This window comes from Bacillus gobiensis, from assembly GCF_001278705.1.
GTDB lineage: Bacteria > Bacillota > Bacilli > Bacillales > Bacillaceae > Bacillus > Bacillus gobiensis.
The window spans coordinates 732245-745089 of the sequence record NZ_CP012600.1 but is presented as its reverse complement, the minus strand read 5'-3'; the positions used below and the strand labels follow the sequence as shown (position 1 = coordinate 745089).

Sequence of the window (12845 nt, the reverse complement as noted above, 5' to 3'; positions counted from 1 at the left end):
TAGTAGAAGTAATGTAAAGGTAGCGATGGTAGTTTGCGAAATTGGCAGATAACGTAACCAGGATTTAAGTTTGTAATACCGACAGCATCAAGTTTAAATAAGAAATCTTCTTTTATTTTTTGTAAATCCGATATGTTTTCTTTTTCGCTCGACTTCGATTTTATTCCAGGTTCTATGGAGCCCAAAAGCTTTAAACGTACATTCTTTGTGGGAAATTTATTCCTACCTATCTATGAAAATTTTTTGATGTAAGGATCAGGGAATAAATACTGTAGTGAATTCAGGGTAGCGAATAGAACTAACGGAATAATGCAATAAACAATACGTAAAATGAAAAGAGATAGTGGTGTAAAAAACGATGTCTCATCAACTTGTTAGGAGGTAGCAGTTTTGGCTGTTCAAGGTGATTGGGCTTTTTGCGAAAAATGTTACGGGTTGTTTTTTAACGGATACGAACGTAAGGGGAGATGCCCTGGAGGAAGAGGTGGCCACAAACAGGAAAGGGTTACAATTACCAGCTAAACCACAGTAACCCTGGTAACCAATATTCTCAACCTGACTGGGAATTCTGTGTAAAGTGTCATGGAATGTTTTTTAACGGGTATTCAGGAGGGGCATGCTCCGCAGGCGGTGTCCATACGCGTCACGAACAAGCGTATAGATTTGTTCTAGTGCATGATTACCCAGAGCTAAGGTAGGGTGAACAACCTTATTGGGAATTTTGTGTGAATTGTCATGGGTTGTTTTATAACGGATTTAATAATAAAGGAAGATGCTCTGCAACCACCAGTGTTATTCTTCAAAACGGTGATCGTGGTCACAAGAGGCATCCACAAGCGTTTCACTTTGTTCTTAGATACTGGATGGCATCTCCTCCGACAACTGAGCTTCCAGCGCACCATTGTGGATGGCCACCTAATCCAAGTGTTTGCCCAGGTTATTAAGTAAAAATTGAAGTTTCCTCGTAAAAGTTAGGTTGAAAATTGCTTTTTGCTTAGAGCATAATGTCATTTTAGTCTATTTTTCCTCTCCCAAAATTCGTTTTTTCCGTTATTACTGTCTCTCCAATAGTGGATAAAATGAAACCATTCTATTGGAGAGGGTGATATTTATGAAGGGAAGGCTGTCTATCGTTGACTTAACTCCTACAGCAAAAGATAAGAGCCGTAAAGTATATAAAATTTCATACCATGTAAAAGGAGAAACAATTGAAGGTCACTATTTAGAGGTTCAAATGGGAAATGAGTTCGAATGGATGCTTATCCTCAAGAATTAGAAATATATAGATATGAAAACTTATAAAAAACAAAGATTCCTTTGCCGCCATCTCAATTCATTTCTTGAAAGTGAGTATGGATCAATTAGATGAAGAGTGGAAAGAATTGATTTTGGAGGCATTAGCAGCAAGAATCACATTGGAAGAGATACGAATCTTTTTAAATACTTGTCGCGAACGACAGAAAATAATAAATGCATAAAAAAGAAGCCTAACCTCACTGGTGGGCTTCTTTTCGTATGATGGACAATGTCCTTGGCTGTCCATGCCGCATCATTACTCCAAATACTTGTTGGGGAACAAACTGGATTATTCCATTGTATCTTTTTTCTTAGTTAGTTGCTCTTTGTCTATTGTCCCTGGCGGTTGCTCTAGCCATGCATTACTAATTACAATATCAGCCCCATCTTTTGCATATTGAGCAATTTCAAGCGATAAGCGTTCATAGTTTACAATAAGATCACTTCTTTGACTTGCAGCCGCCGCGGTTGCATAGTTTCCCGTTCCTGCTGCACTCATGAATGACATGTGAAACATATTTAATTTGTCCGAAAATGGTGGCGTTGTTGAATCAGTAATAGAAACATCTGATGGACAAGGTGCCTGTATATCATTATCGATAAGGGTCTTTGTAAATATTTGCATATGCTTTTGCGAAATGTCTCTTCCTCTTAACATCCATTTACGTATGTTATCTCTCGGAGTTCCCTGAGCAAAACTAATTGCGAGTTTACTTCCAATAAGATTGGTTTGAATGTTTAAAAATAAATGGGATATTTCAACTGCATTTAATGGTCTACCACTACTTAGATATTTTTTAGTGTCTATATAATTGGTTTTTGTTGGATAGGGAATATAAGGCGCTCTAGTAAATACTCCTTTTGAAAGGGCTACTTTCGAACTTTTCTCAAACAATTCTGATGTTTCATTAAGACCTTCTCTGTAATAATTTCTTATATCATCCCTAGCACTTATAGAAACAAATCCACTGTATCCAAGTAATCCTATCTTAGCCATATGGTTTATATAAGTTAGCATAAATAGGTCAGTATACATTCGTGGAGCGTTTAAATTCACATCATTATCATAAGTAAATCCTGTTGGCGTTGGAATCTGTTCCTCTTGAAATATGGTTGTTAGCTTCTCTATATGAGAAGACGACAGGTCATAAGAAAATTGAACAACGGAGCGAATTGCTTCATCTTCTACATGTTTTAAAAAATAATCTAAAACACATTTGGACATACTATCTTGCATATAACTAGTCCAAATTGAAGCTATTTCTGATGAAGTTAATTGGGCGCGATTTTCAGTCATATTCAGTTTCCTCCAAAGACATGTTTTTTATGGATGGACATATTTTTTGCAAATAACCGATAAATTATGAAAAAGCCAAGAAAAATACTTTTCGTTGGCGGGTATTTTTTCTTGTTGTATAAAGAACATACATGCCTATAAATTTCGTATGAAAGGATGTACAAAAATTAAAATCCCATCAATTAGAGAAGAAAGGACCATTTTTGAGGTACTGCCGACAAAACGCGGATTTACAACGTGGAGAGGTTCCAATATACAAATGACGGGGGTCCTAGAAATGGTGAAACCAGGTATAACAAGCGAACTAGCAGTTTCATTTGGTTAATATCCTTTGGGAGTGCATTGTTTTAATATGAATTGGAGATGTTAAAAAAAGGGTTAATATTGAGAATCCAATTACTGAATTCTCAATATTTATAACAGCTAATTTACATTATTGCAGTATGTTTTGCTGTCCCATTTGACCATATTGTTGTTGACCTTGCTGATTTCCCATTTGTTGACCAGACTGTTGCTGCCCCCCGGTCATTTGTTGTAACTGTTGTTCCGCTTGTCTTACAGCTTGATTCATTTGATTTAATGCTCGATTACTTTGAACATATTGAGAAGCTTGATTTAAAGTTTGAATTGCTTGTTGAATACATTGCTGAAGTTGCTGATCTGCTTGTTGTAACTGTTGTTGTGTTTGACCACTAAATTGTTGAATTTGTTGAGATAATTGATTTTGTTGACCTTGTGGTTGTTGTTGATTTTGTTGTCCGGATTGTTGTTGACCTTGCTGTAGATTAGAAATAGAACTTTGCAGAACATTTAATTGACTTCTAAAATCACTTAATTCATTTGCAATTTCAACATCCACATTTTTTTTTACCTCAGATTCAATTTTTTTCTTGGTGTTATTATCCATAACAATCCCTCCATATTTAATAATTAAACCCTTAAAAAGGTCCTTTAATAAGATGCTCGATTGGTTGATTAAATATCCATTTAAATTTCTCCGAGATGATTAAATTGTTTAACCATAGAACAAAGATTGATCTAATCAAAATAAATTAACGGATGCATCAGGAAGTAACATCTCGATGGTGAAAAGCTCACACCAATCATCTGAATTTTCAAGTGAATATTCAACAATCTCTTTTGCGATAGGATGTGTTGAATAATCTTCTAGTGTAAGGCTATGAAAAGCAATTCTTCTTCTGTTACGTTCAATGGCCATGATTGTCTGACACATTAGGTTTTCCCTCAGTTAGAGTACCTTTATCTAATGCATTTGGCACTGATGGATCCTGCACAAAAAACGAGAAGGCTTCTTGCCTTCTCGTTAAACCTGTGACAGTTTATTAAAAAAGTTTATCCACTAAATCTTACTAACCGGAATTTCTATCTTTATTTTTTTGCTTCAAGCTTCGAGTGTGGCTCTTTATTTTTAAAAAGAAGAGGTCACTTTTTAGGTGACCAATGAAGCTAACTAAGCTAGAGTGATAAAAATTGAAAACATACTTTAAGTTATGCAGAATTTAAAAAATGGATAAATTAAAAAACTCAATTGGAAATTTTACACGAAATTACGTATAAAATGTACGCTGTTGATACAACTTAAAACAGAAGGCTGTTATGCTTTCACTAAGGTTATATGTGTTTCACTAAAAGATGGTTCTTTTCGAAAAAGAGCCATCTTTTTTCAAGCCGAAATAGAACATATGCTCCTATATGATTAAGACAAAAAGGAGTTAAGTTAAATGAGTGACATTGAAAGGAAGGTCTTTCGGATCATTTTCAACAAGACTCTTTCTCATGACCCTGTAACTCTAAAGCTACTGAAAATCAAAACTGGCCGGACAGAAAAAGAACTGCGGCAAATCGTAAAGAACCTTATCGTTCAAAATAGGATTATATGGGATAAGGAAAAGAATAAGTGGTTTGTTTACATGGAGGATAAGTTTATCATCTCAAAAGTTTAAATAACCAGAAAGGACTTGAAGAAAGCTCACTTATTGTGAGCTTTCTAAACTTAGACAAATGCATGGCTAACTGTTTGAAATTAGCATACAATTTTCTTTACTGTTTATAAAAATTACGAATCCATCTGTGAGGCTTCAATTTTTCTAGCTGCTCCGGAGACAATCCCTTTCCATCCCCTACTCGACAATTCATTTCGGTATGACGAACAGAACGCATTCCAAGAATGACTGTTGACACTGCTGGATGACTCAAAATGAAGCGAAGTGCTGTTTCCGGCATCTGCTCCAAAGAGATATCCAGATTAGCAGTAATCCTTTGTACACGATCAAAAACTTCCTGTTTCCGGTCTCCTCTGAAATAATTATTTCGAAAATCACCTTCAGGAAATATCGTATCAGGAGTAATCCTTCCTGTCAGACCTCCTTCATCCAATGGTACTCGGACGATAACACCGACGTTGTGTTGTTCGCAAGCAGGAAAGAGCTCTAATTTCATCGGTCATTTCCTTCTTATCAAAATAAGATTTTTGAGCATCTTCAAGCCCTTTGTTGTTTTCTGCAAAATCCTTAGCTAGTTGTTTCCCGTAATCGGCACCTTCACCTGAACCACTTTGACCAGGTAATTTACGACCTGAATCCTTGAATTTTTTATCAACGGCATCCTGTACACCATTGCTGTAAACTTCTTCAAACTTTGCAAGGTTAGCCGTTGTCGTTTCCTCATCATCACCAATAAAAAAGTCAATAATGCCATCTGGAAGGTTCTTTTCTTTTGCAACCTTCAAGGCTTTATTGACTATTGATTCGCGATTACGAGTTTTTTCAGCACCCTCAATCTGTTCGCGCCTGTTTGGAGTGCATAAAAAATATGCCTTTTAACGCCATGCTTAGGGCAAACAAAAAAGCACTCTCTTTAAAGAATGCTTTTTTGTGGTTAATAGCTTTATTTAGTTCGTTCATTACATTCTTCCACAATCGCGCCCTTGAAGAAAGACGCTTTCCTTATTTCAGAAAGCGCCCGATAATTTAAGACAGCTATTTTCGAGTAATCGGAATTTTAATTATTATTTCCGCAAAATCTTCTCCATCGCTTTTCCCTTTGCTAACTCATCGATCAGCTTATCCAAATAGCGAATTTCCTGCATAGTTTGTTCTTCAATGTCTTCCACTCGGACACCGCAGACCACACCTTTGATCAAAGTCCGTGAAGGATTCAGTCGGGGAGCTTCCGCAAAGAAGGTCTCAAAGTCTGTCTGTTTTTCCAGTTGCGCTTCTAACTCTTCCTGGCTATACCCTGTCAACCAACAGATGATTTCATCGACTTCAGTTTTCGTACGTCCTTTTTTCTCCGCCTTCGTAACATAATGGGGATAGACACTTGTGACACTCATTGTATAGATCTTATGTTTGGTCATGATACATCCTCCCTTACTGTATGTTCAGGTATGAAGTTTTTTGAGGTTTCCACATGATTATCCGAATACCCAATTCGCGCCCTTATATGGAATAAGCACCTTTGGAGAATTCCTATACCATACGTTTAATAGTCTCTAAAGAATTATTTCCATAATATTTAACTAATTCGATCAAATGCTTCCCGATAAAATCCCCTTAACTCAGCTGAATTATCTTTCCATTCAACTGGATGTCCGTTGACTATCTGGTGAAGTACATCCAGACATCGATGCCATCCTGCAGCAGTATACATTGCCATTTCCTTATCGTCGAAAATGTGGGTGAAGGCCATTTGGCATCCTTCATCCTCTTCTAGTAATGAGATTTGTATCAAATCATCAACTTCGCGGAACTCAAAAGTATGGGGTTTTTTTAATTCAGTTATGATACCTTCATATGTCGACCCTTCACCGTCATCGAAGGCAATCTTACCTCCTGATCTGAGTTCCATTTCCCCCGTTGCGAAAGGGTACCATTGGGAGAAGTAACTAGGATTCGTAATGACACGGAAAACATCTTCGGGTTTATAAGAGAAAAAGCGTTCAAATCTTAGAGCATAACGACCATTTGACTTATGTAGTGTTCCAAATTGATTCATCATATCATCCTCCCTTACTTTTATATCCTTAAAGTCTTACTATTCACCACTAATTCAAATAAACAAATTAGGCTCAGAAAAAACTAACAATACTCATATTTGTTTTCATGCTTTTATAGTACCAAACATTGTGTAAGACTAATTCTTTGGAATCGATATTTTCTCTTGTTAAACTCAAAACTCTTCCCCCTCATCAAACTTAACGCGCTTCACCTTGCCCTGGTGTGTAATAATCTTCGTCTCACCATGCGGGGGAAGCTTGGTCATTTTTGCTGTGCCTTTGCTGACCACAATTGAAAAGTTTTCCTGCTCTTCCATTATATCAACTTCTAGTCTCATTGTAATAGGATCGATTTTCAATTCTTTTAGTCTCATAATGTTCCCTCCTAATAAATGGCCAAAAGTCGAAAGTATGCTTCACCATGTCCAAAATTTCTTTTCTGAGGTACTGTGCAATACCATCTATTAAAGATTTTAAATATAGCTGAAAACTTGTATAATTTTATTACCTTTATATGAAAGGACTGAACTATGCACAGATATCAATATCTTGACCCCAAAATAAAAACTAATGGAGGTAAAAGTATTGATTACAGAGTTAAGCACCAAAAGATTACTATTAAGAAAGATGAAATCATCTGACTCGGATAGCTTGTTTCAAATTTGGTCTGATCCAGAAGTAACTAGATTTATGAATATTGATAGGTTCACTGATCAAAAACAAGCAAAAGAAATGATTATGTTATTTGATAAATTATCAAAAGAAAACACTGCAATTCGTTATTCAATAATTGAGTTGGAATCAAATAAAATTATTGGTTCTTGTGGTTATAACATTTTAGATTTCGAAAATGCCAAAACAGAAATTGGTTACGAAATTGATAAACATTATTGGGGCAAAGGTTATGCTCCAGAAGCTATTTCTTTTTTAATAAAATATGCTTTTAACGATTTAAATCTTAATCGAATAGAAGCAAAAGTAGAACCTGAAAATGTTAACTCAATTAAAGTCCTTAAAAAATTAAGTTTCCTCTTTGAAGGAACAATGAGAAAAGTAGAAAGATCAAAAGGACGATTTATTGATCTCAATCTATACTCGTTATTAGTAACAGATTAAATTGTCTGCCTATACTTGAAAAAGTATAGGCATTTGTATGATTAATATTTCGAAAAAGATACTAACTAGTTATACAGTATTGGTCTACTCACCCAATCCATCCCGGCAACAAAACCATGATCACAAATAATACAACTGTCGCAGCCCCGGCAAATGCAGCCGTCAAATCCTTGTTTCGTTCGGCAAGTGCAGTATATCCTCAGGATGCTCCTCATATTTTTTAGAGAGCTCCTGGACGGTTATCACTTAGTTCTTTGTCGCTAACTCTGTATGTAGAATTTCAATGTGTTTTGGCATCATTCGGGATCACCTGCCAGTGCTTTTAGTGCGACTTTGTACATTTGATTTGCACTTTGGATCGATGGATTTCTTGTAATGTCAATCAAAGCTTGATAATAGCGTTCATTTTCTACGTTAACAACCTTTTCAGCTTGCTCTATGAGATAATCAAATGACTCCATCCTTATTTCCACGATGTATGAATCCTCAAATATTATTGTACGGATGCTGGCTTCATTCCAATTTCCTGTATTTTATCCTCCATAAGTACCTCCAAATTGGAGCAGAACCCATGTTACAATAGAAACCTCCTACATTTTTATTGTCCGGGCTCTGCTCGGGCTTTTTAATTTTTTGACCAAGGTGTTTGCTCAACCATGTCAAATAGCTTCGGCTTCTCCTCTAGAAAGATCAGATGCTTGGCTATGTACGCTAGCCGTTCAGATTCTATCATTTTCCATGTAACAACCTCTCCCGGTAGATGATCATTTCTAGTTTTTGTGCTCATGAAGCAACCTCCTTCACTAGAACTTCAATACTTGGCGTTTCCTCATAAACCTTGTAAACTGAGATACTAACAACCTGATTATCATCTGCCCAGATCAATTGATTAAGAGAATCGAAGAGGCCCTTTGTTAGATTGTCTATATCAGGCTTTTTACAATGCTGGGTAACAACTGCAGCTTCTTTCTTTTTGCCACTCCAGCTCGAAGGAATCGGCATGTTAAATCATAATCCACATGCACTAGACCTGTAATAATCTAGTGCACTTTCAATTAATGTTTCAACTGCCATTGGATAGCTCTTTTGTAAGTTAAGTACCTTTGAGCGTTTTTATCTTTGAATTTGCCTTAATATGTCAGGCGGACTGCTCCCATCGGCAAGATTAGAATGTTTAATTTGTTCACTCCTCTATCTCCCATCAGCCTCAAGCCATTCTCGATTCCGTGTCTCTTGCCCGGGCAGCAGTATGATTTGTGTTAAGGCTCGGATCATTCTACTTCACCGTTTCCTGTAAATATCCCAAAATGCTACCTTTTCTTCCTGATAATTTTCCTGTGTCCGCCGTGCTGAAGTACAACATTACTAACTACTCGAATATAAAAGTTGGCGTACCTTTTATCGCTAAGGAATTTGGAGTCACAAAAAATTCGCGAAAAAACGCTAGAACCTTTTTCGACGAAAAATTGAACAAGAAAAAATTTGATGAGATGTTTCAAGATTTCATGCCACCTAAGAAAACTCCTCCATATTCTGCAGAAACTAGGGCAATTCTTTTAAAACTTTATCTACAACTTAAAAGAAAGGTGTGGATAGTAATGATTAAGCAAAGAGTCTATCAAGAATATGTGAACGAAAAACTAGTGTCATATTGATATGTACTTACTTTTGATCATATTAATTGGGACAAGCCGGTGATTTATTTTGATTTGCAGCCTCCATTTGAATATTTCTATCGTGATATGTTCGATGCTTCGATGCCCGCGATTTCTGTTACTATGAACGAATTGATTTTAAATCATGACTATCCTCGAAACTGCGAATTCTTAAATATGGTGGGAACCCGATTCATTTTAAACAATTCATTTTTCAAATTCCTGATCTTTCTGAAGTCTTGCGCTTAAATTCCTCATCGTAGAAAACTATTTAGAAAGTTAAAAATGAAATGTTAATGGAGAGAAGAACATGAGTAGTTTTAGACAAGTAAGACCAGGGACATACGAATTCCGCTTGGAGTTGGGATATGATTCTACTGGACGACGGATTCGTAAATTTAAGAATCACCAATGAAATAATAATAGAGAAGCTAAAAAAAATATTAGCACGACTCGAAGTAGGGCAACTTAGTTGATCATGATAATATCAAATTCGAAGCGTTGTATGAAAAGTGGAATGTTGATTTTGCTCCGTACACTCTTGATCCTAGGACTCAGGAGGTCTATCAATATACAATAGAGTCCTTAATCTTCCGTATTTCAAAAAGGCCACTGTACAGAAAATTAAAGTTCGGAATTTGATTCGATATTTTAACAAGGCATGATAAGGGCGAAGGTATATACACATATCACCAGGAAGTTGGATTCAGATGCCGGAAATGCATTTTTAGAGGCTAGAAATTGAAAAGGTCAGTTGTTTGGTCGGTTGGAAGAAATCAAAAAATAAAAAGCCACTTCCGAAGAAGTGGCTTTTTTATATGAGAATCCCTTGTTCCATAAGGGTTCTCGGGGTTTGGCACCCAATGATTCCGACTGGGCTCGAACCAGCGACCTCTACCCTGTCAAGGTAGCGCTCTCCCAGCTGAGCTACGGAATCGGATAAATCAATACGCTGGAATATGTACCGACATACATTATTATAATCAGATAACTTATTTTCGTCAATAGTTTTTTTAACCTTGTCTAATTTTCTATTTCTAGATAAATTAAGCCAACTGGTAGAGTTTATGATAAGAAGAAAATTAAATCAATCAACTATGAAAATCGACAACACTGTTTAGTTCCTGAAAAAACAGGAATCCCTGCTAAAAACAGGGTTCCTGATCAGGCACAACTCTAGACCGTAAAACTAGATGAAACAGCCTCAAGAGCTTGGTCGAAGTCTTTGATCAAGTCCTCTGCTGCTTCGACACCTGCACTTAGACGGAGCAATCCGTCAGTAATTCCTCGTTTTTCTCTTTCCTCTTTCGGCATAGAAGCATGAGACATTTTTGCCGGATACGACAAGATGGATTCGACAGCACCTAAGCTGACTGCAAATACAGGCAGTTTTAATTGTCGGACGACTTTCCGTACTGCATCTTCATTTTCCAATTCAAAAGAAAGTACAGCACCGTCTCCCAGCGACTGGCTCTTATGGATAGAAGCACCCGGATGAGAAGAAAGCCCTGGATAATACACATTTTTTACTGCCGGATGTCCGTTAAAGTACTCTGCCAGCTGCTTGGCTGTTTGGCTTGACCTTTCCAGCCTGACTTGCAGCGTTTTTAATCCTCTTAAAATAAGCCAGCAATCTTGGACGCCTAGAACCGCGCCAAATGAATTTTGCAGCTTATAAAGCTCTTGAGCAAGGTCTGGATCCTTAACAGCGGCAAGACCTGATAAGACATCGCTGTGTCCGCCCAAAAATTTCGTTGCACTATGCAGCACAATATCTACACCAAGGTCGAGCGGACGTTGAAGTGCAGGCGTCATAAAAGTATTATCGAGAAACGTTAAACAGCCATTTGCGCGCGCCAGTTTTACAACTCCTCGAATGTCTGTAATACCTAAGGTCGGGTTTGACGGTGTTTCCATATAGATGACTTTCGTATTTGGCTGAATATGTAACGCAACCTCATTGAGATCAGTCATATCAACAAATGAATGCTCAATGCCAAACCGGTTTAACACCTCGGTCACCATTCGGAAGGTGCCCCCGTAAACTTCTCTTGTCACTAGTACATGGTCTCCTTTTGACAACAGCAAAAAGGCGGTAGAGATCGCAGCCATTCCTGATGCAAAAGCAAATCCTCTTACTCCTCCTTCTAGAGCGGCTATCGTTTCTTCCAGCGCCTGTCTTGTCGGGTTTCCTGATCTGCTGTAATCAAATTCTCCAAACTCGTCAAAAGAAGCTTGATGGAAGGTAGAAGCGTGCTGTACAGGTACACTGACAGCACCAGTTGACCCATCAGTTTTATGCTCATTATGAAGAAGCCTTGTATCAAAACTCCAGTTATTACTCATACGTTACAGCCTCCTCTTTTACTTTCTCAAGTGCAATTCTTAGATCATCCTTTAAGTCCTCTACATTTTCGATCCCGACAGAGAAGCGTAAAAGCCGATTACAGACTCCATTTGCGATGCGAATCTCTTCTGGTATATCCATATGGGTTTGCGTCGCAGGATAAGTGATGAAACTTTCAACTCCGCCAAGACTTTCAGCAAAGCAGATCGTTTGCAGGTTTTTTAAAAATGGATTAACCATTTCTTCTTTCAGGATTCGAAAAGAAAGCATTCCCCCGCGTCCTGGGTATAAGACGTCGGTGATTCCTTCCTGCTCGATAAGAAATGCCGCAAGCTCCTTAGCATTTTCTTCATGTTGTCTCATACGCAAGGCAAGAGTTTTCATTCCTCTCATTAACAGCCAAGAATCAAAAGGTGCTAAAACAGCTCCAATTGCGTTTTGATGCTGAAATAGCTCTTCCGACAATTCTTCTCCTTTTGCTACCACAAGGCCGGCCAAAAGGTCATTATGCCCGCCTAAATACTTTGTCGCGCTGTGAATCACAATATCCGCACCTTCATCAATGGGACGCTGAAGCACCGGGGTATAGAAGGTGTTGTCTACAATCAACAGTAAATTATGCTTTTTCGCAATGTTTGCAACCTTCTCGATACTAACTTCCTGCATCAAAGGATTCGTCGGAGTTTCAAGAAATATCGCTTTTGTATTTTCATTGATGTTTGACTCCGTACAGTCCTCATTATCTAAATCATCATAGATAAAAGTAAGTCCGTATTTTTTCCATTCATTTTCAAACAAACGGTAGGTTCCCCCATATAAATCAGAGGAAACAATGATTTCGTCTCCGCTTTTAAATAACGCCATAATCGTATGAATGGCTGCCATACCAGAGCTGAATGCAAAGCCTCTAGTTCCTCCTTCAAGGCTTGCGATTGCATCTTCTACAAGCTGTCTTGTCGGATTTTTCGTGCGAATATAATCAAAACCCGTTGATTCGCCGATTCCTAAATGGCGGTATGCCGAGGAAAAATAAATCGGCGGATTAACAGCTCCTGTCGTTTCTTCACTTTTGTTTCCAATTTGTGCAAGTTTCGTTTCTACATGTCGAGTCATTTG

At 37.6% G+C, this 12845-nt stretch carries 17 protein-coding genes and 1 tRNA gene; 4 read left to right on the top strand and 14 right to left on the bottom strand.

Translation table 11 applies throughout. The annotated features are described in order from the left end of the window. Positions 1-1111 precede the first annotated feature (1111 nt). On the top strand, positions 1112-1276 hold the full coding sequence (locus tag AM592_RS24075) for a hypothetical protein (RefSeq protein ID WP_158320288.1): 165 nt from the start codon (positions 1112-1114) through the stop codon (positions 1274-1276). A 76-nt stretch (positions 1277-1352) separates the two neighbouring features. Continuing rightward, positions 1353-1478 carry an anti-repressor SinI family protein gene (locus tag AM592_RS23085; RefSeq protein ID WP_082363693.1) on the top strand — a complete coding sequence of 42 codons (126 nt, stop codon included), beginning with the start codon at positions 1353-1355 and terminating at the stop codon, positions 1476-1478. A 107-nt stretch (positions 1479-1585) separates the two neighbouring features. On the opposite strand, the gene AM592_RS03690 is transcribed toward AM592_RS23085, so the two are convergent. The 3 genes from AM592_RS03690 to AM592_RS03680 form a co-directional block, all read right to left on the bottom strand. Beyond that, a complete protein-coding gene (locus AM592_RS03690) occupies positions 1586-2593 on the bottom strand; it encodes a DUF3231 family protein (RefSeq protein ID WP_053602532.1) in 1008 nt (335 codons plus the stop codon). A gap of 433 nt (positions 2594-3026) precedes the next feature. Then, a complete protein-coding gene (locus tag AM592_RS03685; RefSeq protein WP_192841136.1) occupies positions 3027-3500 on the bottom strand; it encodes a hypothetical protein in 474 nt (157 codons plus the stop codon). Positions 3501-3635: 135 nt separating this feature from the next. Beyond that, on the bottom strand, positions 3636-3827 hold the full coding sequence (locus AM592_RS03680; RefSeq protein ID WP_053602531.1) for a hypothetical protein: 192 nt from the start codon (positions 3825-3827) through the stop codon (positions 3636-3638). Positions 3828-4335: 508 nt separating this feature from the next. Here AM592_RS03680 and AM592_RS03675 point away from each other — a divergent pair. Beyond that, positions 4336-4557: a hypothetical protein gene (locus tag AM592_RS03675; RefSeq protein WP_053602530.1), complete on the top strand. Its 222-nt coding sequence runs from the start codon at positions 4336-4338 to the stop codon at positions 4555-4557. 97 nt (positions 4558-4654) lie between these two features. Here the strand turns inward: AM592_RS03675 and AM592_RS03670 are convergent, their stop codons facing one another. The 5 genes from AM592_RS03670 to AM592_RS03650 form a co-directional block, all read right to left on the bottom strand. Next, positions 4655-5053 carry an aldo/keto reductase gene (locus AM592_RS03670; RefSeq protein WP_082363690.1) on the bottom strand — a complete coding sequence of 133 codons (399 nt, stop codon included), beginning with the start codon at positions 5051-5053 and terminating at the stop codon, positions 4655-4657. Next, positions 4983-5393 carry a DUF4355 domain-containing protein gene (locus AM592_RS23885; RefSeq protein ID WP_148564307.1) on the bottom strand — a complete coding sequence of 137 codons (411 nt, stop codon included), beginning with the start codon at positions 5391-5393 and terminating at the stop codon, positions 4983-4985. Before AM592_RS23885 ends, AM592_RS03670 begins: the two co-directional genes overlap by 71 nt. Positions 5394-5621: 228 nt before the next feature. Next, positions 5622-5972 carry a DUF2200 domain-containing protein gene (locus tag AM592_RS03660; RefSeq protein ID WP_053602527.1) on the bottom strand — a complete coding sequence of 117 codons (351 nt, stop codon included), beginning with the start codon at positions 5970-5972 and terminating at the stop codon, positions 5622-5624. Between the two features lie 158 nt (positions 5973-6130). Continuing rightward, on the bottom strand, positions 6131-6610 hold the full coding sequence (locus tag AM592_RS03655; RefSeq protein ID WP_053602526.1) for an SRPBCC family protein: 480 nt from the start codon (positions 6608-6610) through the stop codon (positions 6131-6133). A gap of 174 nt (positions 6611-6784) precedes the next feature. Continuing rightward, positions 6785-6985, bottom strand: coding sequence for an XtrA/YqaO family protein (locus tag AM592_RS03650; protein ID WP_053602525.1), 201 nt, complete (start codon positions 6983-6985; stop codon positions 6785-6787). Between the two features lie 211 nt (positions 6986-7196). Here AM592_RS03650 and AM592_RS03645 point away from each other — a divergent pair, with 211 nt between their 5' ends. Continuing rightward, positions 7197-7727 carry a GNAT family N-acetyltransferase gene (locus tag AM592_RS03645; RefSeq protein WP_053602524.1) on the top strand — a complete coding sequence of 177 codons (531 nt, stop codon included), beginning with the start codon at positions 7197-7199 and terminating at the stop codon, positions 7725-7727. 296 nt (positions 7728-8023) lie between these two features. Here the strand turns inward: AM592_RS03645 and AM592_RS24070 are convergent, their stop codons facing one another. The 6 genes from AM592_RS24070 to AM592_RS03620 form a co-directional block, all read right to left on the bottom strand. After that, positions 8024-8200, bottom strand: a complete 177-nt coding sequence (locus AM592_RS24070) for a hypothetical protein (protein WP_158320287.1) — start codon at positions 8198-8200, stop codon at positions 8024-8026. Positions 8201-8352: 152 nt separating this feature from the next. After that, the gene (locus tag AM592_RS24310; protein ID WP_192841135.1) at positions 8353-8514 is read right to left on the bottom strand and encodes a hypothetical protein; all 162 of its coding nucleotides are present in this window, start codon (positions 8512-8514) and stop codon (positions 8353-8355) included. Continuing rightward, on the bottom strand, positions 8511-8729 hold the full coding sequence (locus AM592_RS24490) for a RusA family crossover junction endodeoxyribonuclease (RefSeq protein WP_225970326.1): 219 nt from the start codon (positions 8727-8729) through the stop codon (positions 8511-8513). The genes AM592_RS24310 and AM592_RS24490 overlap by 4 nt, the downstream gene beginning before the upstream one ends. A 1517-nt stretch (positions 8730-10246) precedes the next feature. Further along, a tRNA-Val gene (locus AM592_RS03630) sits at positions 10247-10319 on the bottom strand. Positions 10320-10558: 239 nt separating this feature from the next. After that, the gene (metC, locus tag AM592_RS03625) at positions 10559-11728 is read right to left on the bottom strand and encodes a cystathionine beta-lyase (protein ID WP_053602522.1); all 1170 of its coding nucleotides are present in this window, start codon (positions 11726-11728) and stop codon (positions 10559-10561) included. Then, positions 11721-12842, bottom strand: coding sequence for a methionine biosynthesis PLP-dependent protein (locus AM592_RS03620; protein ID WP_053602521.1), 1122 nt, complete (start codon positions 12840-12842; stop codon positions 11721-11723). The genes metC and AM592_RS03620 overlap by 8 nt, the downstream gene beginning before the upstream one ends. Between the last annotated feature and the right edge of the window lie 3 nt (positions 12843-12845).

Bases quoted from the DNA above. Each gene is read 5' to 3' on its own strand.
- metC (WP_053602522.1), bottom strand. From the start codon at position 11,728: ATGAGTAATAACTGGAGTTTTGATACAAGGCTTCTTCATAATGAGCAT.
- AM592_RS24490 (WP_225970326.1), bottom strand. From the start codon at position 8,729: ATGCCGATTCCTTCGAGCTGGAGTGGCAAAAAGAAAGAAGCTGCAGTT.
- AM592_RS24075 (WP_158320288.1), top strand. From the start codon at position 1,112: ATGAAGGGAAGGCTGTCTATCGTTGACTTAACTCCTACAGCAAAAGAT.
- AM592_RS23085 (WP_082363693.1), top strand. From the start codon at position 1,353: ATGGATCAATTAGATGAAGAGTGGAAAGAATTGATTTTGGAGGCATTA.
- AM592_RS03685 (WP_192841136.1), bottom strand. From the start codon at position 3,500: ATGGATAATAACACCAAGAAAAAAATTGAATCTGAGGTAAAAAAAAAT.
- AM592_RS03680 (WP_053602531.1), bottom strand. From the start codon at position 3,827: ATGTGTCAGACAATCATGGCCATTGAACGTAACAGAAGAAGAATTGCT.
- AM592_RS03675 (WP_053602530.1), top strand. From the start codon at position 4,336: ATGAGTGACATTGAAAGGAAGGTCTTTCGGATCATTTTCAACAAGACT.
- AM592_RS03670 (WP_082363690.1), bottom strand. From the start codon at position 5,053: ATGAAATTAGAGCTCTTTCCTGCTTGCGAACAACACAACGTCGGTGTT.
- AM592_RS03660 (WP_053602527.1), bottom strand. From the start codon at position 5,972: ATGACCAAACATAAGATCTATACAATGAGTGTCACAAGTGTCTATCCC.
- AM592_RS03655 (WP_053602526.1), bottom strand. From the start codon at position 6,610: ATGAATCAATTTGGAACACTACATAAGTCAAATGGTCGTTATGCTCTA.
- AM592_RS03650 (WP_053602525.1), bottom strand. From the start codon at position 6,985: ATGAGACTAAAAGAATTGAAAATCGATCCTATTACAATGAGACTAGAA.
- AM592_RS24310 (WP_192841135.1), bottom strand. From the start codon at position 8,514: ATGAGCACAAAAACTAGAAATGATCATCTACCGGGAGAGGTTGTTACA.
- AM592_RS03620 (WP_053602521.1), bottom strand. From the start codon at position 12,842: ATGACTCGACATGTAGAAACGAAACTTGCACAAATTGGAAACAAAAGT.
- AM592_RS03690 (WP_053602532.1), bottom strand. From the start codon at position 2,593: ATGACTGAAAATCGCGCCCAATTAACTTCATCAGAAATAGCTTCAATT.